Raw genomic sequence first — 23,104 nt, 5'->3', positions numbered from 1 at the left:
GGCTGAACCAATGGATCTCTTCTCCTACGACGCAGCACAGCAGCACGAGGAGCGCACGGCCGCTCGCAACGCGTCCGTGCTCTTCAATCTCCGCGCCTCCGAGCAGTTCGAGGGGTTCCTTCGCCAGGCGTCCACCATGGACGAGTTCGAGGCTCGTGTAGCCCTCACTAAGGGCGCCATGAGCGACCTTGCCGAGGGTGACGCAGCGCTCGTGACGGCGTTCGTTGCTCGCATCGCTGGCGGTGCCTTCTGCGACGACTGCCGCTGCTGGAAGGTTGGCCCGAAGAAGATGTGCTCCTGCGACGACAACGGCGAGGGCGCACTCTCTGACGACGTGTCTGCCGTAGGCAAGGGCGAGGTCGAGTCCTCGGTCCGCACCGCCGAGGACAACCTCGGCGGCAAGGGTGAAGTATCCGGTCCGTCAATGGACAAGACCAAGTGGAAGCCAAACGCACTCACCGGAGACGGCAATCTGCCGGAGATCAACGTGGACGGCGGCGCCTTCAAGTCCGAGCGGCAGGACGTGAAGGACACGGCCGACTACGCGAACGATGCTCGTGAGTACGGGGAACTCCTCGACCACAACACGGACATCGGCAAGGTAGACACCCAGCCGGTCATCCACACCGACACCTTCCCGGACACAGGCCAAGCTAACCCGGTCACCTCCGGGTTCCTCACCACCGCTCAGGCACTCGGCGCGATCAGCGAGTTCGAGCAGGCGTAACCCTGCCGCCGCGATTCTCGCGGTGAACGGACGAGTACGTAGAGTTGAGTATGCAGAAGCGAGTTGACACGAGGCAGCTTGACGCAGAGCTAGCCAATCTCCAGAAGCGAGGGGTTGCTCTCCCTCAGAACACCGCGCGAGCCCGACTCGCCGCTCACGACATGCACCGGATGGCTCAATCGCCCGGTGACCTTGAGCGGACGATCATGTCCGGGCTCGCAGGCGGTGCCAACAGCGTAGAGGCGATCGAGCAGAACACGCGCCTCATGCGAGCGATGCGGGCGCAACGCCGTGCCTCTTCCGTCCAGCGTACATCGAGCTTCAGCAGCGGCGGCAACGACGTGTTCGCCGCCATTCCTCGCTTCTATGACCCGATCGAGTACTGGGACGTAACGGGGCTGCCGTGGAACACCGCTGACGAGTCTCACCGGCACAAGCTCCACAAGTGGCTCCGTCTCTACTACGCGACGCACCACCTCGTACCCATCCTCATCGACATCTTCACCCGCTTCCCACTCGTGGGCATGGAGATGTACTGCAAGGACCAACAGCTAGCCGACTGGTACTCCGAGCTATTTCTTGACCAGCTTGAGTACCAAAACTTCTTCGTCAACCTCGGTCGTGAGTACTGGACCGTAGGCGAGGCGTTCCCCATGGCCTCGTTCGATGAGAACCTTGGCATCTTCGAGCGCGAAGAACTCATCAACCCGGAAGACGTGGTGATCGAGAACTTTCCGCTGCTCGGTACACGATCACTGAAGATCGTACCGCCGGACTATCTCAAGAAGCTCGCTCAGTCCAAGACCCCGCCGAAGGAGTATCGCCAGCTAGAACTCAACTTCCCCGAGTTGATCCCCTACCTGAAGCGCGGCGACCACATCCCCATCTCGGATGTCCTCCTCAAGCAGGTAGCCAACAAGACCTCACCGTGGGACGACCACGGCACGCCGATCCTCCTGCGCGGCCTACGGACACTCATCCACGAGGAGAAGCTCCTAGCGTCACAGGACGCCATCGCGGAGCGTCTGTACTCCCCGCTCATCCTTGCGAAGCTCGGCATCGTGGACCTGGGTGACGGTTACCCGCCGTACATCCCTGGCCCGGAAGAGCTAGATGCATTCCGCGACGACCTGGACATCGCTCTTACCTCGGACTTCCGTCTCCTCGTTCACCACGTCGGCATCGAGATGGAGAACGTCTTCGGGCGTGAGCAGATGCCTCGCCTTGGTGACGACTTCGATCGCGTCGAGCGTCGCCTCATGCAGATTTTCGGCGTCAACCCGTCACTGCTCTCCGCTGGATCCAATTCCCAGCCGTATGCATCCTCCGCGCTTCAGGCTGAGTTCCTGAACCAGATTCTCCGTACCTACCAGGGCTTCCTCAAGGATCACTTCCGCTCCCGCGCGATGGTCGTGGCAGAGGCTCAGGGGCACTACGAGTACGAAACGCGTGGACAGACTCGCGTGCCGGTGATGGAGGAAGTCGTAGAGCACGACGCCGAGGGCAAGAAGGTCATCGTGGAGCGGCACAAGCTCCTAATCCCGGAGCTTCGCTTCCAGACGCTCGATCTCCGCGACGAGGCAACCGAGCGTCAGTTCCTCCAGACACTCCGGACCATGGGTGTGCCCATCTCCGACAAGAGCATGCTCATCGGCGTTGACTTCGACATCGAGGACGAGATCAACGACTACAACGAGGAACTGGTCAAGAAGACCGTCGCTCAGCAGGAAGCGAAGATGAAGACCTACAAGGTACTTCACGAGAAGAACCTGCCGATCCCGCCCGACCTCAAGGCCGAGGTGGAGACAGTCCTTCAGGGCTCGATGCCGATCGCACCGGGTACCCCCGGTCCGGGTGCGCCCGGCGGGATGCCGATGGCCGGGCCTCCGATGGGACCCGACGCAGGCGGTCCGCCGATGCCGGGAGGTACGCCGGGCGACTCAATCGTCATGCCCCCTCCCCCGGGCGGAATGCTTGGCCCTGGAGGCTTCGGAGACAGCGTGCCGGGTGGCGGCCCCGCCATCACCGCCCCTGGCCCTCAGGGAGGCCCTGGCGGCGGTCTGGTGGCCCCTGCAATCTCGATGGAGAGGCGGCCCGGCATCGGCGGACCAACATCGTCTGTCAAGGCTGAGGTTACCCACGATGCGGCCGAGAATGAAGGTACAGCACTACGGCCGCGTGTCGCCTCCGCAGAGAAGACGGTAGAGCGCCTGCCCCGGCCGGTGAAGAAGCAGTCCTACAGCATCATCGAACCGGATTACAAGGCAAGTGACTCAGACCCAGACAAGCCCGCTTGACGCGCATCGGGAGTTCATTCTAGACCTTCACGCCAGGCCGTTCACGAACCCCGAGATCGTTCGCGAATTGTATGCCCTCGGTGTCACAACGTCCGAGCGGTCGGTGCGCCGGGCGCTTCGACGTTGGGGTGCGGTAGCTCCGGGTGACGATCACGCCGAGAAGGCAGGAGTCCGTATCGACGGCGACCAGGCCACGGTAACGAGTCGTGCGGCAACCGTCCTCAACTCACCTGGGGAGCTACTGCGCGAGCGGGGGCTTGACCCCGACGAGTGGGAGATCACGTCCCTTACGGTCAACGAATGGGACACGATGGGGAGCGCTGATGAGTACGGCGAGAACCCCATCGTCACGATGAAGCAGTTGAAGGTGACGTGCGCGCGCAAGAAGCCGTACGAGTTCGTCATGCCTGCTGTAGACGGGCCGAGCTTCCGGCTGGACCGACTATACGTCACGCTCGACCGCGACGCCGAGCTAGTGGTCTTCGTCGGATGTCAGCAGGCTCCGTACCAGAACCCGGACCTACACGACAAGTTCTGCCAGTGGTTGGAGTTCAACCGCCCGGATCGCGGCGTCCTTATGGGTGACACCATTGACCTGCCAGACGTGTCTCGTCACCCCGGCAATCCAGATTGGCACGTCGATGCCCAGACATCAATCAACTCGGGCTATCTCATGCTGCGGGACTACGTACAGGCATGCCGTTCCACGAACTGGGTCAAGCTGCTCGGAAACCACGATGAGCGGATCCGCAACCGCCTCATCAACTATATGACCAACCTGCACGGCATCCGCCCCGCTGACATCCCTGGCGAGGACCCCTTCCGGGCGGTGTGGGACATCCGTGACCTCTTGCACCTTGACTCTCTCGGCATCAAGCTGATCGAGCCGGACGGCGGCTACGCACACGCGCACTACCGCGTGTCCGATGTGCTCGCAGCCATTCACGGCGAGAAGGTGAAGAAGGATCCAGGCGCCTCGGTCCTCGCACACCTGGACGAGGTACAGCACTCCATCGCGATGGCGCACACCCATCGCCAGGCGATCACACACAAGACCGTCCACGACATTGACGGCGTCCCCTGCACAGTGACCGGCATGGAGATTGGCACGATGGCCCGCATTCAGGGCGGCCTCGGCTACAAGCGGTTCGCCAACTGGCAGAACGGCTTCGGCACGGCAATCGTGTGGCCTGACGGCACCTTCAAGGCAGAACTTGCCTCATACGTTGACGGCAAGCTTATGTGGCGCGACCAGCGGTACTAACTTCGTATCCATCCCCTAGCCAGAGGTAATCATGGCTGAACAGAAGAACGGCGGCTCCAAGAGCCGTCGCACTGCCGGACGCTCGCGTGGCCGCTCTCACGGTTACGTGCAGAGGTCACCAGCCGTCTGCATCGTTGTTCACGACCCGAGCGGGAAGCCGATGCCGGACTCAGACGCAACCGAGATCGTGAACTCCATCCACGAGATCGCATTCTCGAAGGGGTACCTCATCAACTTCACGAGGACGTGACGGATCCGTGGCGTAAGCTCCACGCACCGAACGAGGGGGCAACGAATGAGTGGTACACGCCCCCACATGTCTTCGAGGCACTGGGGGTCGAGTTCTCGCTCGACCCCTGCTCGCCGCCTGAGGGCGTCCCGTGGATTCCCGTGAAGACCTGGATGTCTGAGGCCGACGACGGTCTCAGTCAGCGGTGGTTCGGCCGCGTCTGGATGAACCCGCCCTACGGGAGAGTCACAGGCAAGTGGATGCACAAGCTTCGCGATCACGGCAACGGAATCGCGCTGGTGTTCGCGCGCACCGACGTGAAGTGGTGGCACGAGACGGTACGCGACGCCGACGCCGTGTGCCTCGTCGCGGGCCGCCTCACCTTCGTACCAGGCGACGGGCAGAAAGCCCCAGGCAACTCCGGCGCCCCATCAGCACTCGTCGCCTACGGGGCCGATAACGCAGAAGCAGTAGCACAGTCGGGACTGGGGATGACCCTGGTCCACAAGTCGAGTGAGGAGAGTACCAGTGTTGCATGAACAGTCAGAGCGTCTCATTGAGGCCGTCGAGCGTGTCGCCGGAGCCCTAGAGGCGGCGAATTCTCTCGCCATCACGTCGAGTGTCATGGCTTCCACCGTGTTGGCAAACATGGGAGTCCTTCCGGACGAAGACGAGTGAGGAAGCTCGTCCGGGATCGTATCCCTCTCATCATCGCGCAGCGCGAGGGATCCTTCCCGACGACGTATCGCGCTGCGGGCACCGAGTACGAGCAGCTACTCCGCGACAAGCTCCAGGAGGAGGTCACGGAGTACCTAGAGGAAGGCAATGTCGAAGAGCTAGCAGACATCTTCGAGGTGTTGCTCGCACTCGCCGCACTAGACAACTACGTCCAGGAAGACCTTCTCTTGGTCGCGGACGGGAAGCGGGTCGCGCGCGGTGGCTTCTTTCAGGGCATCGTCCTTCAGCAGTCGGCAGCGGTCCGGCCGACAACGTAGTTCACATGGATCCCGTAGTCACCGAAGTCAGCGCCTCCGTCTCCGTTGGGGGCAAGTTCCAGCTTGTCAAGTACGAGCAGGACGCGAACTACACGTTCACCATGCGCCGAGTCTGGTCGGGTGAATGGACCGAGGAAGACGCCAAGGCATTCCACGCCGCGAAGATGGCAGACCTTCGAGAAGAGGTCGAGCCGCACGCTGAGGCGGAATACCAGGCACTTCAAGACGCACGCACAGCACTCAACAAGTAGGGATACAGGATGACCAGCATCATTGTTCAGGCGTATGGCGACAACACCTACGAGGTATTTGACCCCGTGTTCGAGAGTGACGGCTCCGTCAAGGGCAAGTACCGCGCTCTCGCCACCGGCGGTGAATACGGACCGGGATACTTCTCGAATCCCAAGGTCTTCGTCCAAGAGGATGTCGGCACCGCCGAGTTTCTCCTCGCGCAACGCGCCGCCGAGGAGGCCGAGGACACCTGCCCGGTCGACGGCGGCCCGTTCTGCGGTGACGACTGCGATTGCGGCGACGCGCCTTCCGACGAGGCGGCCGACGACTTCGTCCAGGTCAGTCTGGACGACCTCGCGGACATCCTTCATGCGCCGGTCCCGGATCCGCTCTCGCTCGTCGCGGGACAGGCCATCGTCTTCCTCAGCGATGTGGTGGCCGACGAAGACGAGTACGTGGGCGAGCGCACACGTGCCGCCGAGGTACTCCTACAGGCCGTCCAGGGCTTCGACGCCAACTACATCGCAGGCATCGCGGCCAACGCCGTTGCCGACACCGCCCTCGCCCTCTCCTAGCCGCACCTAGAGCCGTTGTGAAGGGGCACCTTTCTGGTGCCCCTTCGCTTTCCCTAAGGACAACATTGCCTCTTCTCGGATTGCATGGCCTTGCCGAATCCGGCAAGGATCAATCACTCACGTTCATCCGCGAGCTATTGCCGGACATGAACGTGATCCGTGACGCCTTCGCTGACCGTCTGAAGCTATCAGCCGCGCGCGTCTTCTTCCCCGACATCGCGGTGGAAGACGCCATCGCATGGTGCAACTCCCTCAAGGAGAGCGGGCACATCTTCTCCCTCTCTGATGACGAAGCGGAGATGTCCTACGGCAGGCTCGGGATCACCGGTCGCGTCTTCCTCCAGCACTACGGCACAGAGGCACATCGCGACGTGTTCGGGCATGACTTCTGGACGCGAGTCGTCCTCCCTAACCCCGTGGCGGCCAACTGGGGGCGCGCCGACGTAGACGAGATGGCCGACTTCCTCGTCATCACCGACGTGCGCTTCCCCAACGAGGCAGACCATATCCATGACTGCGGCGGCCAGGTATGGAAGATCGATCGACCCACAGTTGCAAAGGGCGATGGTCACGCTTCGGAAAAGCCCCTCGCTCCCGAGTACCTGGACGTAGTAATCGACAACTCGGGCACGTTGGACGATCTCAAGGCGCACCTCTCTCAGGCGCTGCTCCATCACTACGGGCTTCGCTGGCCGAATAGGTAACGGTACATGGCCAGCATCGCAATCGATATTGACGACACGCTGTACAGCTTCGGTGACCTCGCCCGAGATACGTGGTCCAAGCTCGCGATCGAGTCCGGAGACAAGACCCTCCTCCGTGGCGCCTACTGCGCATGGCCGGAGTGGCGTTCACCCGCTGACGTAATCGACCTCTCCCAGTGGCTGGAGATCATCGACCGCTGTCACGACAACGACGCCATCACTACGCAGGAGCCGTACCTGGGCGCCTACGAGGGCATGTGGGACATCGCTGAGGAGTTCGACAGCATCCTCTACATCTCCACGCGCAAGCCCGAGGCAACTGAGGCGACCGCAACGTGGCTGTTCGACTTCTGCGGGTTCCCTCCCGGGGACCTGATCTGCACGCACGATTCCAAGATTCCGTATGTCCGTGAGTGCCGTTACATCGTGGACGACCGTCCCAAGACGCTCGTGCAGTTCGCCTATGACGCTGACTGGGCGCTGCTGAATCCCGACACTCCCCGTCTCGGGTTCGGGCTACTGAAGGAGTACAACCGCGCGTTGACCGATGTCCCAGGCATTCAGCTTGCGCCGTCGTGGCGTCTGCTGATCCACACGATGATGGACAAGGGGGCGCTCAGCAGTGCGGATCTTCGCTACTAGCGACCTCCACGGGAACCTTCCAGAGGTCGAGCCCTGTGACCTCCTCATCATCGCGGGAGATATCTGCCCCGACTTCGGCGGGACGCCCAGCGAGATGGCGTCGCGCCAGTCTGACTGGCTCGACACTGAGTTCCGCGAATGGCTACTCGACATGCCGACAACCACGACGGTCATCGGCGTCGCGGGTAACCACGACTTCGTGTTCGAAAACGGCGATCTCGTACCCAAGGACTTGCCGTGGACGTACCTGCGCGACGAGACCACGGTCTGGCAGGGGCTAACCATCTACGGGACCCCGTGGGTACCTAACCTCAGGTACTGGGCCTTCTACGCATCCGACGCGACGCTGGCCAGAGTCTATGCGGCGGTGCCGGATGACACGGACATCGTGATCTCCCATGGCCCGCCCCATTTCGTTGCTGACCGTATCCCTCGCGCCGACCATGTGGGCACATCGGCTGCCAACCTAATGCTCTTCCGAGTGAAGCCCCAGGTGTTCATCTGCGGCCACATACACGAAAGCCACGGCATTCACGAGCACATGTCAGGAACACCCGTCATCAGCGTCGCCCACGTCAACGACGTCTACGACCCTGTCTACCCAATCGTAGACGTTACGGAGTACATCAATGCCTGATCCCACGAAGGAAGCACCGATCCTCGTAGGCGACCTTACCCTGATCCGGGACACCCTCAACGCGGTTCACAACGTCCTCCAGGCGGAAGACCTCGCGTCGCAGTACCGCAAGCTAGACACGCGCGTGCGCCGCTCACCGCTGACCAATGCCGTAGCCGACGCGCTCCTGAAGCTCGAAGGCTACATCGAGTCCGCCGAGGAGCCCGAGGATGAGTGAGGAGGTCGGACGCGCAGGCTGGTCACCCAGCTACGGCTTCCACTCCCAGGACTCGCCGTTCACGGGGCAAACTCTCGGTTCGTTCGTTGACGCCGAAGATGTGCGCGCCGATCTTGAGGCTCAGGTCGCTGAGGCGAGGGGCCGCGTGTCTGCTCGCGATCGTGACCTTGCGGCCGAGATTCGAGACATCCTCGATTACCTCGAAACCTACCCGCTCACCAACATTCACGTGGAGGAACTCGTGGATGACCTCGTTCCCCGCTTGCGGCGGCTACTGCCATGAGCGATGTCACGAACCTCGTTGGCCTCACCGTTGAGGTAACGGAGTCCGGCGCCGACTTCTACGTGGTAGCTACCGCTGGGTGGCGAGGGACCGTCGTTGACGCCAAGGTCGATGAGGACGGCTTCGAGATGATCTACGTCAAGTGGGACCGCGATCACTGGCTCTACCGCCCCGGCCAGGAAGACGGTTGGACCTACCCGAGTCACTTCCACGTCGTGCGGGCGCCGAGCGTCAAGGACTTCGTAGAGGATGCGATCGAGCGCGAAGCCGCCGAACAGGTACTAGACCTCGACAATCCCATCGGGGCGAATGATGTCTGCCCGGGCTGCGGCGGTAACCATGAGCAGGAGAACCGCGACTACCTCCGCGCGCTCTTCGAGCACGCGGTAGAGGAAGCGCGTGGGTCAGAGGGCTTCGTGCTCATGTGGATCACGAAGGAACAGGTCCACGGAGTAGTTGACATGTACCCGAACCGCATCTCGGCCGCCATGGACCAGAACTCGGTTGACCTTCTTGAAGCCGAGGCGATGGAACTCGGCCAGGAGGTACTTCAGAAGTCGATTCGAGAGAGGATGCGCAAGCGCAATGGACGGTAGGGGACACGTCTTCTCCCGCCGGGTGGTGAATGACCGCCCAATCAAGAATGAATGGAACTGCGAGTGCGGAGGCACGGTATACGCCGCTCCCTCCGCGCAGTTCGCCAAGTGCACCGGAGGAGAGACGCGCTGCGTCAAGTGCCGCCGGGAGGCCCGCAAGATCGGAAAGAGAGGACTGACCTGTGGCGTTGGATGCAAGCCCGTCTAAGTACTGCCAAGGATGCAAGAAGGACCGCGAACGTGCCGGTCAGTCACCGCGCGAGCTAGTGGTCCTCCCGGACGAGATCACCGCCTTGGAGTTCGCCAAGGACATCCCCCTCCGGCTCTGCTCTACATGTGACGGACCGGAACTCGAAGCGGCTATGGCCGAGCACTGGAAGCGCGTTACTCCTGAGGACTAATAGGTAATGGCTCCTGAGCAGATCCCCGTCTCGACTCTGAACAATGTTGACACCTCGCCCGAGGGTCAGGTCGCGGGGTCCGCTCAGGAAGCCGCCACCCTCCAGCAGGCAGGGTTCGAGAAGTGTTACAACCCGGTGTGCGACTATCACATCCACCCGGACCGTCTGGCGACGCACGACGAGTATGACGCCTTCACCTGCCCGTCGTGCCGGAAGACATACAACCTCCTCGACCCGGCTCCGTTCGCTCAGGGTCGCTTCACGCCGGGAGGTCGCACTATCGTCGGGCTCTCTCCGACCGAGCAGGGGCGGCTGGCCGAGAACATCGTGAAGGGCCTCGGAGAGATTCCGGGTTACGGGCCGATCACATGGTGGTCCGATATCTACAACTCGCCCCTCGACGGGGGCACGGCAGAGTGGGGCATCGAGGTCAAGGCCGTCGCGGTAGACGCAAAGAACCATCGCTTCATCGCCGGACGCCCAAGCGAGAAGGCTAGTAAGAACGAAACGGCGGCGAAGATGGGATACAAGGGTGTGCTTGGCATCCTCGTCATGCTCGACTATCGCCGGTCGGTAGCCGACATCTACGTCAAGGAGATGCCGCTCGCGGGCGTAACCATCGGCGGCAGACGCTTCGAAGGCATCTTCGCCTACCGCGCGCATACCGTGCCGAAGCTCATAGAGGAAGTTCCCTTCCGTAACCCCTTTCTGGAACCGGATCACCCGAGCCCGACGGTCCAGGATGCGCCGGACGCAGACGACGCGATCAACCACTTCTAATGCTTAGCCAGGATCAAATCCATGCCCTCCAGAATGCCGCGACGCAGGCGTGGTCTGATGACACGCGCCCTGACGCCTTTCGTGGTCACCCGGTACCTGCGGTGGGCCAGTGCTACGTCACCTCACGCTGGCTTCAGAGCAAGCTCGGGGGACACGTCGGGCGCAAGGATGGTTGTTACTTTTGGACGGACGGCAAGCACGCTCTGGATATCTGCGGTGATCGCCACGTCCTACCGCCTGCCGATCCGTCTATCGAGGGCATCCGGCTGGACGAAGAGGATCCCGGCCTGCGGCTTCACCCGGAGCACCTTCGGTGGAGGACGGCACCGATGCTCTACAAGCGAACTACTCATCCTATCTTCGCCGGGCATGAGGTCATCCCGGACATCGATCCGGAGCCGCGCACTGTCCGCTTCATGTCGCGCGCCGATCGCGCGCTAGAGGGCCGCTACGCCAAGCTCGCGTTCGACCTCGGAGACGCCTACCCCGGCGAGGAGGCGCAGGCGGTCGAGAACTACAACCAGCGCTATCTCCACGACACCCCCGGAGCCCCGGACGGCCCGAAGACCTACAACGTCGTCTACGGCAATGGCAACCTTCATCTCTCGGCCGACGACTCCCACGAGGAGCTAGCTCGCCAGGCCGGGATCCCGGTCGACCACACCGGCCCGTTCGCCGCCGGATTCGTGACGGTCAATATGGGCAGCGCCAACTGGCAGCTACGGTCGAACATCGCTCTCCACGCCCTGGAGCGGGTGCTCAAGGACTACGACAAGCACGTGGGCTGGGAGTGGGGCGGGCTCGTGGACTCCAGCGGGCAGCCGATCAACGATGACTTCGCTCCGAAGAAGTCATCCCGCCTGATCTACGCCTGGCTACCTGATACAGAGCATCTGCTGCTCGCGCGCTCCGCATGGGACCTCGCCACGGCGATCGAAGCTGACTACGGCGTGGGACCCAGGGAGGCCGCCGTAACCGGCGCGATTCACATCGAAGGTGCTGTCGCCAAGGTGGCGCGCTTCCGGGATCGCCCGTACCTGTTCACCGCACTGAGCGAGTGGGCAACAGACAGCGGTCTGCGCCTGATGGCCGGGGATAACGTCGTCAAGCGCATCGAAGACCTACAGACCGACAACCTCTGGAGCCCAACCGACAACGAGCCCGAGGGCGGCCAGTTCTTCAACGAGCCGCAGCGTGACGAGCGCGCGCCCGGTGGAGTCTTCAAGTGCCCCGAGTGCGACCAGATTTTCCCCCGCTGGGACCTCTACATTCGTCACCGTGAGCAGGAGGAGCCGATGGGGACGACCGACACCACGGTGCAGCCGTCCAAGTTCCCCGAGCTTCCTGACCAGGACGCCACCTTCCCGCCCAACTTCTCCGAGCAGAGCTTCGAGCCGACGAACGTCGTTGCGGCTCATGGACGCGGGCCGTGGCCCTGGGATGCTGATCTCGCCACTCGCGGGTTCGGCATCTACGTCTACCGTGGCGATCAGCCGGTTGGACAGGTTGGCTTCGGGCAGGCGTGGAGTCCTGAGGAGATCAAGGCTGATCCGCACGCCTTTGAGGGGGACGTGCAGAGTGACTTGGCTGAGGCGGCTAACTGGTTGGCCGCGAATGGGTTCGATTCGGTCAACGTTGCTGGCGGCGACCGTCTCATCTTCCTGAACGGCGGTGTCAGTGCGGTGGTGCCCGCCACGCACGACTTCGTGCGCGACTACTTCCTGCGCCACTTCCCTATGCCCCGCTCGGCTTACCCGGATGGCCCGCCCGGTCCTCCGGGGGCGAACTTCTCCCGTTTCGAGGGCGTCATCCTCCGCACGAGCAATGCAGAGGCAGACAAGGTACCCGGTGTCAATCACCGCTACTTCCGCCACGCAGAGAGCACCTACTACACGGCCTACGAGAACGGATCGCCGGTTGGCTGCGCTGCCCTCGAAGGCCCGTTGCTCACCTGGATTTCCTCACCCGTGGGATTCCACGTCACTGACGCGATCCTCTCGCGCCTTCAGCGAGTCTACACGGACCTCCACATGCACCTCGCCGCTGAGTACTCGCCGGACGGGCAGCGGCTTGCGGCGACTGAAGAGTTCCACGTCCTCACCCGGATGGGCTTCATCCATGCCGGGCACCGTATCTACCGCTGGTCGGCCGACCAGGATCCCTCCAAGCTCCTTGAAGGTGCCGTACCGTTCATCTATGACGTGGACGAGGACTCCGTGACAGTCGGTCACCCCGGCGAGCGCCACTCCGACATCCAGGGCAAGTTCACCCCGGGCGGCATCGTTGAGGGCACATACGAGCCGGGCGGCAAGGTAATCGTCCGCTCGCTCACCAACATGCCCTACACGGTTCGGCACATGCTGGAACTCTGGTATTACCAGCACCCGGAATTCGTCATCAAGTCGGTCCATCTGCGCGACGACGCAGGTAACGACACGAAGCTGGCACGCGTCGCCCGCCCGGTTGATGAAGGCTATTGGGAGGACGAGACGCAGCCGGAACTAGCACGGTCTCGCTACCAGGGTTGGCCTAAGTGGGAGAAGCTCTACCATGGCACGACGAGCAGTCGTGCCGCTGACATCACCCGCCAGGGTCTGCGTCCGTGGGATGAGCTAGGTCAGCATAACTGGGACCCGAGGATGACCCCGCGCCCGGGCCACGTGTACCTAACTAACGACAAGGACTTTGCGTGGAACATCGCTCCCACGACCGCGTCAGATGACGCCACGGTAGTTGAGGTAGATCCGCGCTATCTCGACCCGGAGAACATCAACCCCGACGAGGACGCCACTCCTACTGGGATGTGGGACACCGGCGAGTACGACAACAAGGGCAGGTGGGCGGAGGGAGTTGGCCTGGGAGACAATCCCGAACTCACGCAAGTGATCCTCGAAAGCGACCAGCATCACTCGCTCGCACACCAGGGCACTATCCCTCCGCACGCGATCGTCGGCACGCACGTCATGACCGGCATCAGCGACGACGGCCCCGGAGGCTGGAAGTTCGCCCCCAATCCCGCATACCAGCCCGTGTCGGCACGGCCGATCACGTCCAACATGGAGATCGGCCAGCACATCGCCAACCTCGTCGCCCAGGATGACCTTGCCTGGCGCGTCTACCAGGCCCTCAAGCAGGAGGGCGGGCACGTCTACGTGGTCGGCGGCGCGGTCCGCGACGCCGTCATGGGCGAGGCCCCCAAGGACTTGGACCTGATGGTCACCGGGCTCCCGCATCAGCAGGTGCTGGCCGCCCTGCGCAGGCTCCCCGGTAAGGTCATGCAGCACGGCCAGGACTTCAGCGTCATCCGCTATCGCCAGGACGGCGAGGTCATCGAGATCGCCCTCCCCCGTCGCGAGCGCTCGACCGGCCCCGAGCACACCGACTTCGACGTGCAGGCCGACCATACGATGACCCCCGAGGAAGACTTCGCCCGGCGAGACTTCAATGTCAACGCGATGGGCGTCGACCTCGACACCGGCAAGCTCGTGGACCCCTACGGCGGCGCCGACGCCATCCGGCACGGCACGTTCTCGACCACCTCGACCAAGAGCTTCGAGGACGACCCGCTGCGGATCATGCGCGCGCTCGCGCTCAACGCGCGCCACGGACTCGAACCCGACGAGATGACCAAGGCACAGATGGCGATGTACGCCGATCGCCTCGTGCACCTCCCGGCCGATCGCAAGCGCAATGAACTCTTCAAGATGTTCGGGCTCGACCCCGAAACGCGGGAACCCAAGCCCGCGCCGTACACCGAGCGGTCGCTGCGGCTCGCGCACGAGACAGGCACTCTCCCCTACTTCCTACCCGGCCTCGCCCGCACGATGGGCTTCGAGCAGTACAACCCGCATCACCCCGAGGGCGACCTCGGAGAGCACAACCTGCTCGTCCTCCGTCACGCCAAGCAACTCGGGGCACACCCGCTACTCCAGCTAGCGGCGGCGAACCACGACAACGGCAAGGTGGACTCGCAGTGGTTCGAGTGCAAGCCGTGCTCGCAGACCGACCACGCCACCGGCCTACGCGTGAAGAACCCGATCCCCGGCAAGGTGTGCCCCACCTGCGGGCAGGACGGCGAGGGTCACTACTACGAGTGGCGCCAGGAGAATCCGAACGGATCCCGCACTGTATGGGGAGCCGACCACGCTCCGCTCGGGGCTGACCAGTTCGAGCAGGACTTGCGTGACCTCCGCGTCTCCAACGACGACATCGGCTACATGACGCACATCGTGCGCCATCACATGTTCCCTGCCTTCCACTCCACCAACGGCGCGCGAAAGTTCATCAACAAGGTGGGCGACGAGAACGCCGATGACCTTCTCCTCCTGCGCCAGGCCGACCAGGGCGGCAAGCTGGAATACCCGAGCGATCCGAAGCTCAACGTGGATAAGCAGCGCGAACTGGTGAACAGAGTACGTGAAGCGGGCGAGCCCACGAACGCGAGCCATCTGGCGATCAACGGGCACGACCTCATCCGTGCTGGCTTCACGCCCGGCCCGCAGATGGGCGAGGTACTACGTCACCTCACCGACATCGTGCTCGAAGACCCGGCGGCCAACAACCCGGAAACGCTGCTGAGCGCGGCCAGAATGTATGATGCGTAATCCGTTCAGGCGCAAGGCGATGCCGGTCATCCCGGTGAACCACGACATCCTCAACCAGACCCGTGACGAGTATCGAGGCTATCCCTCGCAGCGGCCGTACGAGCCATACGAGGACTACGGGGCGCGGACGCGGCACCTAGACCGCGATCACGAGACGGTTCGGAGCCTGGAGAAGGAGTGGGATCGCGCCGCCCGCCATGCCATCGCGACCGGCCGTCTCACCCCCGCAGAGGCGGTGGCTCGCGGGTACCGCCCGAGCGGTTACGAGGCCGACTCGAACTCCTGGGCGCCGTACCACGAGAACACCGGGTCCTGGAAGCCGCTGCCGAAGAAGCTCTATCACGTCACCACGAACCTGCCCGACGTTCTGAAGTCCGGGGTTCTGCGGTCGCGTCATGAACTCGATCTCAACGGCGTCAACGCCGGTCGTGGACTCGGCGGCGGTGACGATGAGACGATCTCGCTGACCGACGACCCGACGATCGCGCACAACATCCTCATGGCCATGCGCGAGGGCGCCGACGTTGCCTCCGGCCGCCTCCCGATCCACCGCCTGGTCGAGATGGCCGAGAAGGGCGAGGGAGCCAAGGAGCCGTGGCTACGCAAGATGTTCGGTGACCATGACTGGTCGCGGGGCAATCCTCGCGCGCTTGATGACCTCCTCCTGGGCCGTAAGCCGTTCTACTCACACTTGCTACCCGAGGGCCACCCGCTAAAGGGTATGAGCGGCGGATTTCAGACCCTTCCGGCTGAGGAGTGGGCGCAGTACGGCTACTACCCCTACGAGGACGCCTACGCCCTCGGGTCGCCTGAGAAGCCGATCTACACCGCCCAGAGCGTCTACCGTCACCTCTCGCCAGAGGAGCAGGCGCATGAGGCATTCGAGTGGTGGCGTAACCCGTATGCGCCGATGCGTGGCTGGAGCGGCGGTCCGCCTGACCCGCTCTTCACTAGTGTCGACCCCGAGTGGTTCGCTAAGGTCAATCCGAACCACATCGGCGTCGTTGAGGCCCAGCCGGTCAAGAATGGTCACGGCTACCCGATGGGCTCACTCAAGGAGTGGCGCGTCCCCACGGGTGACGCCGTCAACATCACGGGCGTCAACGGCAAGCCGTGGCCCGTGGTGCCGACCCAGGATCCCGAGGGACAGGCGTCGCTCTTCGATCGCACCGTCGCGTCAGCGCCTGCGAACGGGCCTTCTGTAAACTCCCAGCGCGTGGGAGCGGAGACCAGGACGCAAAAGCTCCGTCGCGCCGCCGAAGTAGAGGCGGCCATTGGCGCACCCGATCAGTCCGAGGTCGTCCACGCCTTCCCGGACGGCTGGACCATCCGCCGTCCGACCACCTGGAGCGATGTGTACCGCGAGGGTGCACTGATGCACAACTGCTGGAACGGCGACTACTCCGACTCTCCGGCGGGCATGTGGGCCAGCCACCCTCAGGGGGATTGGCTCGACCCAGATGAGGATGACAGCGGAGTGGACATCCCTTACGGCCCGCTGTCCGAGTACTACGAGGATGCGAAGGCGGCAGGGCACCCGGTCCTGGAACTTCACCACCGCATTGACCCGGCTGGCTGGTCGAACTACCCGCACTCCCTCCGAGACCCGGACAACATCCCGCATGTGAGCTTCTACTCCGGCCTCCGGTCGAACATGGCGCGCGTTGACCAGCCGCTAGGGATGAAGAACTCCGATCCGAAGCCCGAGTACATGGCGCGTGTGAACGAGTGGGCGAGTACTCGTCAGGCGTCAACGCCCTCTAACGCGGATTCTGTAGACCCGTACGAGATTCGTCCCGCCGACGAGGGATGGTTCTCCCACGACACCGGGACCTTCGTCCCGCGCTTCGATAGCCGTGGCGGTGACACGCTGACGACGAAGCATGGCCAGGGCGACGGTCGCGTCGCGTACTACAACGGCGAGCCGGTCGCGAGCGTGACCTGGCAGGGTGTGCCAGGCGGCATCATGCTTGGCTCGGCGTACACGCATCCTGAGCACCGTGGGAAGGGTCTGTTCAACCGGCTCACCGAGGAGCTTCGTGCGGGTGGCCAGCCGATTGACGCCTTCCATTGGGATAACCCGTGGCTCAAGAACAAGGTTCGCGACTGGAGCCGGATGGCGTCAGCGCCCCCTAATGGCGGTTCTGTAGAGTCTGTGGCCGTGATCTCACCTGAGCAGGTTATGGAGCACATGCGTGCCCTCCACAAGGGCTCGCGTGGACGCTCTCGGGTGGATAACGACATCTGGTGGGAGCGCATGGAGCGCAAGATCCACCAGCATCCCTCTTGGACGCGCACACAACACCCGCTGGCGAGCATCGCCGGGGTGGGCTCCCTGGACGTGGAGCCCGACCGGGTGAATAGCCTCGCGCAGATGCCTGGGCCGATGCCCGAAGTGGTCATCGACCATGAGGGCACCTTGCTCGATGGCTGGCATCGTGCCACCGTCGCGCATCGTCGCGGAGATACGCATCTCCCGGCGTACATCCCGGCGGCGCCCGCTAAGGCATCTTCTGTAGACCAGGAGCGCACGGCCTCGACGCCGCTCCACATGGACTGGACTCCCGGCGAGTGGGGCAAGGGCTTCCTCGTCAACAACGAGCCCGTGATGTGGAACGTCCGCGCTCCGGGGCTGGCCCCGCACCACGACGATGTAGCTGCGACCCGTTGCCCCTGGCCGCAGGACTACGAGTGTCCTATTGTCATCCATCCGAGCGGGTGGTACACCCTGAGCGACAGTAGGTCTCCTGACCCGAATGCCATCGAGAAGGCGAGACGCTTCGCTGGAGGCGGTCTGCGCTTTGCCCCGACGTACGAGCATTGGGAGAAGATGACTCGTCGGTCCTCTGTCGCCTCGGCGCGCGTACGTCCGTACTACAGGCTTCTGCCTTCCTCCATACGCGAGCAGGTGCTTGCTGAGGGTATGGTCCCCAACCCCGTTACGGGCAACCCGATGCACTTCTGGGACAACCTCCCAGAGGCGCGGCGTTACGCCGAGATTTGTAACGGCATCGAGCCGCACGACTTGTGGGAGGTTCATCCTCGCGCTGTCGGTAGGCTGAAGCGCGATCCGTGGTTCAAGCAGGTTCCGGCGGACTACTGGGACCCCGCGCCAGGCAGGGGTCGCCCTGGCGCCTGGCAGAGCGATGTCACCCACATCGCTCCTGAGCGCCTGCGCCTAGTTGACGACCAGGACGGCGAGGTAACGCCCTCTAAGACATCTGCTGTCAACCCGCCCAAGAGGCCCTACCTGATGCAGTTCGGTGCCCCGTGCCCGAGGTGCGGCAGCGACCTCTCGATCGTGCCTGAGATGAACGGCTACGTGTGCAACGGCTGCTCGTCCGGTTACACCTTTGGGGATCGCATGAAGATGCACGAGCAGCTAATTGCGCCACTGGGCGATGCCTTGCGCGCCCTTCCGGAAACCGAGCACCCTCTAGGACCTACGACTGGCTCGGTAACGCCCTCTAAGTGGGCCTCTGTAGACGAAGAGTGGCTGCTATGCCCCGAATGCGGCGAGCACCAGATGTACCTCGAACAGACCGGCGTTCCAACTCTCCTGTGCCTTGGGTGCGGACACCGCCAGATGGTCGGCGGCGATGATCCTGTGCCCGGCCGTGAGTACCCCTTCGAGGACATGGGCGCGGTGCCGGGCGAGGTTGACCCGCGCGTTCTGCCGGAGGGCTTGACGCCCCGCCAGGGCGCAACGCCTCACAAGAGCGTGAAGCGACGCCCGCACTCGCACATCACCACCGGGCAGCCGTGCACCTGCCCGTGGGGCGCACACACCTACATGGGGCGCACCGCGTCCAAGTTCGACTGGCTCGCCGCGCGCCCGGACATGCAGACGCCGGAGGGTGAGGAGTTCCTGCGTTTCCTTGATGAACAGGGCTACCGCCAGGCCGACAAGCTGCTCCCCTGGGTCGTTCGTGAGTGGCGTAAGGGACGCCTGATCCCAAATGATGTGGGAGGACTTGGCGTCCCCGGTCCCGGGCAGTCCCCGCTCAACCCGCAGACGCTGGCCGAGATTCAGCGCGACCTCGATCAGATGAAGAAGGCCCGTCAGGGCATCGACATCATGCAGTTGGGTGCGCCGGAGTTACTGACCCGCATTACCGACTGGCGCGCCGACCAGGAGGCTAAGGCCCGCAAGGATCTCGGTGAGGTTGTTCACGAGTTCCCTGACGGCTGGACCGTGCGGCAGTTGAACAACCGGCATGAGATGCGCGACGAGGGCGACATGATGGGCCATTGCGTTGGGAGCTATGGCGATGATGCAGAGCTAGGCAGTTCTGTCTTCCTGTCGCTTCGCGACCGCAAGAACCATCCCCACGCTACGCTCCAGATGACGCCGGATCACGCCGAGTGCGCCAACTGTGGACATGACTACGGTCGATACGGTCATGGCCAGCAGTGCGATCACTGCGGCGGCGTGATCCGCGCCCGGGTCGGTCCCGGGTCGGAGACGACGGAGTACAAGGGTCGCTCCAACCAGGACGTGGACGACGAGTACAACGACCGCATGAACGAGTACCTCGGGACGAAGGGCGCCGAGGCGGCTGCCTACCAGCCGTGGTGGGATGACACCTACCACATGGACGGTCCCGAATCTCTCACACAGTTGGTCGGGTACAACGGCGGCTACGTGGGTGGCCGCGAACACCATCTGCCGGATATGCACCCGTATGCGCAGGATCAGTGGTACGAGAACGAGCCCGAGGATTACCGGATCGCGCAGGGCGACGCCGACGAGCATGGCGTCGAGGGACCCGACCTAGAGATCGGGGACCCGAACTACGAGAAGATCATCGGCTCGATGATTGAGCCTGACCGGTTCGAGTCGTCGTGGAACACGTGGCAGGACGGGCGGAACCAGCGCGTCCAGGTACAGCCGGGCTACCGTCCCGAATGGGCGAACTTCCTCCTCCAGCACGCGAAGGAGGCCGGTCACGAGGACTATCTTCGCGAAGCCCTGACCGAGCACATGGCCGACAACGGCGTAGCGGATTGGCGCAAGCTCCGTCCGCTGGAGTTCCACCAGGAGATTGACCCGATCGCCGCGCAGTACTACAACCACCTCGGCGGCGCACTGATCCCGAGGTGGCGGTCAATTGAGCCCTACGACCCTCGGCCGAGGCCGAAGAGGACGCCACCGGGGCAGGAGACATTGTTTGACCGTACCGTGGCGAAGCGCCATGGACCACTACAGGGCGGCCCGGTACAATCGCGTAACGAGCATGAAGAAGATCGCACTCACATCGGCGCAGGGCGGCCGGACGACCGTCGTGACCTGCTCGGGCTGCCGGGAGCCGATCGCGCTGCCCGGGCCGACAGGCGTCTGTCCGCACTGCCGGACGCTCAATCACGCCTAGCCGCGAACTATAAGTCCGAGGCCGACTTCATGGCGGCCGAGATGCCGCACTGGTCCTTGGACAAGTACAACGCCCAGGGCCACCCGATGTACTCGTGGCCCGACGCGAACGGCAACCGCCACATCGTTACCGGCTTCGGCAGCGTCCATGGCGGCGGCCGAGGACAGCCGGTCCCGGTCCAGATTGGAAACATCAGGCGCCAGCTACAGCGCTGCGAGCAGGGCGCGTGCGATCACGTCTTCACCAACGCGGAGCACCCGATGGCTCAGCCGGTGTCGACGGAGGACGCACAGGCACTCTTCCAGCGCCAGCTTACGCACGGGCAGCGCGTTCTCCTCAACGGTCAGCCGCACTATGTGACCGACATCGTCAATGACCCGCACGAGCCGCTTGTCAGCGTTGTGCACGCCGAGACGGGCGAGGAGAACATCGTACCCCCGTCGCAGCTACGTGCGGCGCGTGTTGCCACTGACTTCCGCCGGTACCCCGACTCCGATCTCCAGATGTCGGCGTGGAACCTCATGGTCAACGGCGACAACCTCTCGCGCCAGGACGCGATCGACCGCCTCGTGAGGATCCACCCCGGCACGACGCCGGAGATGGCCGACAAGGCGATGCAGAACGCCCTCATGATGTGGTTTGAGGGCGAGAGCGACGGCGGCCCATACGAGGGTCCGTGGTGGAAGCGCGTGATCGAGGAGGACATCAACGACTCCGTGAAGCCGGACCCGCGCATCCCGAAGCGCCAGGGCAACGTCCTCGACCCGATCCGCGACACACTCGACCCCACGGTATGGGATGACCCGGCCTCCCCCACTCCGCGCCTCAAGCACGAGCATCGGCTGTGGATCATGGACTCGATCTACAGCATCCTAAGCGAGGCGGGTTACACGGGCTGCGAGAAGTGGGGCAGCCTGTATCTCACCGGTAGCCTCACGACGTACCAGTACGCCGATCACTCGGACGTGGACGTGTCGCTGTTCGTGGACGCCGAGCAGTTCCCCGAGTGGTCGCGCTCGGAGATGATCGGCCTGATGATCCAGGCGTGCGACGGCCTCATCATGCCGGGCACCACACATGAGCTACAGACCTACGTCGTGGCGCGCGGCATCAAGCCCGCCGACCTCTACCAGCCCGGTCTACGCTCGGGCTACAACGTCATCCAGGACAAGTGGCTCGTCCCGCCCCAGCCCGATCTCGCGCACGATCCCGAGCACGAGGAGAACGAGGCATACACGCAGGCGCTCATCAACGCCGACAAGATGGATCGGCTGCTGCGCTACGAGCCCGACAAGGCCGTCATGTTCTACCGGCAGCTACACCGCAAGCGGATGCGCGACCAGGCGGCGGGCAAGGGGGACTTCGCCGCCTCGAACCTCACCTACAAGATGCTGGACAACCGAGGGCTGCTCCAGCAGGTGACAGGGCTGCTCGCGGGCGCTAAGCTGTCGTCCGACGTGCCCGACTACTTCCCCGAAGACTGGACGCCTGAGCCTGATCCGAATACGGTGCCCAATCACCTGATTACCGAGTACCTGAAGTCGCTCCCGCCCGATAAGGCCGAGGCCGAGGCCGAGACGATGGCCCGAAACATCATCGAGCAGCAGAAGGCGGCTACGGGTATGGACCTGATCCACGACGGGAAGGACTACACCGATCTCCTGGTTTACATGAAGAAGGTGAATCTCCTCGGCCAGTGCCATAACTGTCACGGTACGTACAAGGTCGTCCCGGGCACCGGAACCCTGATGGGACTGCCGAGCGACAAGTGTGCCTACTGTCGCGGCGATGAGAAGCGCCCGCCGCCCCCGCGCGACCTAACGGTGATGAAGGAGTCCGAACACGGCCACCCGGTCGTGTTCGACACCACGAGCAAGCACAACGTCACCGTAGAGGATCAGCGTCAGTGGTCCGACTACGACGAGTGCGGGCAGTGCGGACGGCCGCGTTCCGCGCACCGCTACGCCGAGCACGAGTTGGATGAGCACCGTGCAATTGACGAGAAGCTAGGCTACCCCCGACGCTCAATTGAGGACTTTCAGGGTTGGCAGCCGATTGGGCTCAATCACCACTTCGACGGACCGCCGGTCGAGTATCACCCGTGGGTCGAGCCCCAGGAGCACCCGAACCCCTGCACCGAGACTCACCACTACGACCGGGAAAGCCTGGAACAGGCGATGCGAATGGGCGGCGGGCAGTTCAAGGATACCTACGGCACGCCTCACGAACTCATCAACGAGGGCGGACACTATCGCTTCCGCACGGTGAGCGAACACAACGGCAGCCGGAACCCGTACGCCGATCCGGGCTTCAAGGTGCCGGTCGAGGATGTGCACACGGCCCTGGGCTACCATCAGCCCTGATGCGGCGGGGTAAGGGGTGATGCTGCGCCCTGAACGTGTGAGCGCGGCGCGTTCGTCTGACACACCTCTCCGTCGCCCCGTGAAGAGCCCGAGCCTCGCTCGGCTTTCGCGTTTCTAGGCAAGGAACGAGTGCACCTCTGCCACCTCAATAGGTGGTATGGCATTCACGCCGAAGCAGTGGAAGAAC

General features: G+C 63.5%; 16 protein-coding genes. All 16 read left to right on the top strand.

Translation table 11 applies throughout. The features are described 5' to 3' along the window. The first annotated feature begins 10 nt into the window (after positions 1-10). The 16 genes from H958_RS0108600 to H958_RS0108510 all read left to right on the top strand — a co-directional run bounded on the left by H958_RS0108600 (position 11) and on the right by H958_RS0108510 (position 22,917). Positions 11-727 carry a hypothetical protein gene (locus H958_RS0108600; RefSeq protein WP_028058373.1) on the top strand — a complete coding sequence of 239 codons (717 nt, stop codon included), beginning with the start codon at positions 11-13 and terminating at the stop codon, positions 725-727. Between the two features lie 206 nt (positions 728-933). Continuing rightward, complete coding sequence (locus tag H958_RS35955) at positions 934-3,024, top strand: hypothetical protein (protein ID WP_231379196.1); 2,091 nt, start codon at positions 934-936, stop codon at positions 3,022-3,024. Then, on the top strand, positions 2,996-4,288 hold the full coding sequence (locus tag H958_RS0108585) for a hypothetical protein (protein ID WP_028058372.1): 1,293 nt from the start codon (positions 2,996-2,998) through the stop codon (positions 4,286-4,288). Before H958_RS35955 ends, H958_RS0108585 begins: the two co-directional genes overlap by 29 nt. Before the next feature lie 246 nt (positions 4,289-4,534). Next, complete coding sequence (locus H958_RS44930) at positions 4,535-5,056, top strand: DNA N-6-adenine-methyltransferase (RefSeq protein WP_081685720.1); 522 nt, start codon at positions 4,535-4,537, stop codon at positions 5,054-5,056. Between the two features lie 135 nt (positions 5,057-5,191). Then, entirely contained in the window at positions 5,192-5,512 is a 321-nt protein-coding gene (locus H958_RS0108570) for a nucleoside triphosphate pyrophosphohydrolase (RefSeq protein ID WP_028058371.1), read from the top strand. A gap of 5 nt (positions 5,513-5,517) precedes the next feature. Further along, positions 5,518-5,763, top strand: coding sequence for a hypothetical protein (locus tag H958_RS0108565; RefSeq protein WP_028058370.1), 246 nt, complete (start codon positions 5,518-5,520; stop codon positions 5,761-5,763). 9 nt (positions 5,764-5,772) lie between these two features. Next, on the top strand, positions 5,773-6,318 hold the full coding sequence (locus H958_RS0108560; RefSeq protein ID WP_028058369.1) for a hypothetical protein: 546 nt from the start codon (positions 5,773-5,775) through the stop codon (positions 6,316-6,318). Between the two features lie 65 nt (positions 6,319-6,383). Beyond that, the gene (locus H958_RS43010) at positions 6,384-7,022 is read left to right on the top strand and encodes a deoxynucleotide monophosphate kinase family protein (RefSeq protein WP_156027803.1); all 639 of its coding nucleotides are present in this window, start codon (positions 6,384-6,386) and stop codon (positions 7,020-7,022) included. 6 nt (positions 7,023-7,028) lie between these two features. Then, positions 7,029-7,664 (top strand): hypothetical protein, encoded by a 636-nt coding sequence (locus H958_RS0108550; protein ID WP_028058367.1) that lies wholly within the window; start codon positions 7,029-7,031, stop codon positions 7,662-7,664. Then, positions 7,645-8,301 (top strand): metallophosphoesterase family protein, encoded by a 657-nt coding sequence (locus H958_RS0108545; RefSeq protein ID WP_028058366.1) that lies wholly within the window; start codon positions 7,645-7,647, stop codon positions 8,299-8,301. Before H958_RS0108550 ends, H958_RS0108545 begins: the two co-directional genes overlap by 20 nt. Further along, positions 8,294-8,518, top strand: a complete 225-nt coding sequence (locus H958_RS0108540) for a hypothetical protein (protein WP_028058365.1) — start codon at positions 8,294-8,296, stop codon at positions 8,516-8,518. Before H958_RS0108545 ends, H958_RS0108540 begins: the two co-directional genes overlap by 8 nt. Continuing rightward, positions 8,511-8,801 carry a hypothetical protein gene (locus H958_RS0108535; RefSeq protein WP_028058364.1) on the top strand — a complete coding sequence of 97 codons (291 nt, stop codon included), beginning with the start codon at positions 8,511-8,513 and terminating at the stop codon, positions 8,799-8,801. Before H958_RS0108540 ends, H958_RS0108535 begins: the two co-directional genes overlap by 8 nt. Continuing rightward, positions 8,798-9,397 (top strand): hypothetical protein, encoded by a 600-nt coding sequence (locus tag H958_RS0108530; RefSeq protein ID WP_028058363.1) that lies wholly within the window; start codon positions 8,798-8,800, stop codon positions 9,395-9,397. The genes H958_RS0108535 and H958_RS0108530 overlap by 4 nt, the downstream gene beginning before the upstream one ends. A 407-nt stretch (positions 9,398-9,804) precedes the next feature. Continuing rightward, positions 9,805-10,578 carry a hypothetical protein gene (locus H958_RS0108520; protein WP_028058362.1) on the top strand — a complete coding sequence of 258 codons (774 nt, stop codon included), beginning with the start codon at positions 9,805-9,807 and terminating at the stop codon, positions 10,576-10,578. After that, positions 10,578-15,182, top strand: a complete 4,605-nt coding sequence (locus tag H958_RS43005; protein ID WP_081685719.1) for a hypothetical protein — start codon at positions 10,578-10,580, stop codon at positions 15,180-15,182. The genes H958_RS0108520 and H958_RS43005 overlap by 1 nt, the downstream gene beginning before the upstream one ends. Next, a complete protein-coding gene (locus tag H958_RS0108510; protein ID WP_196807281.1) occupies positions 15,175-22,917 on the top strand; it encodes a PcfJ domain-containing protein in 7,743 nt (2,580 codons plus the stop codon). Before H958_RS43005 ends, H958_RS0108510 begins: the two co-directional genes overlap by 8 nt. Positions 22,918-23,104 lie beyond the last annotated feature (187 nt).

It is taken from the genome of Candidatus Solirubrobacter pratensis (assembly GCF_000425945.1).
Lineage (GTDB): Bacteria > Actinomycetota > Thermoleophilia > Solirubrobacterales > Solirubrobacteraceae > Solirubrobacter > Solirubrobacter pratensis.
Note: the sequence above shows the minus strand (reverse complement) of the source record. Positions and strands in the feature narration are given on the sequence as shown.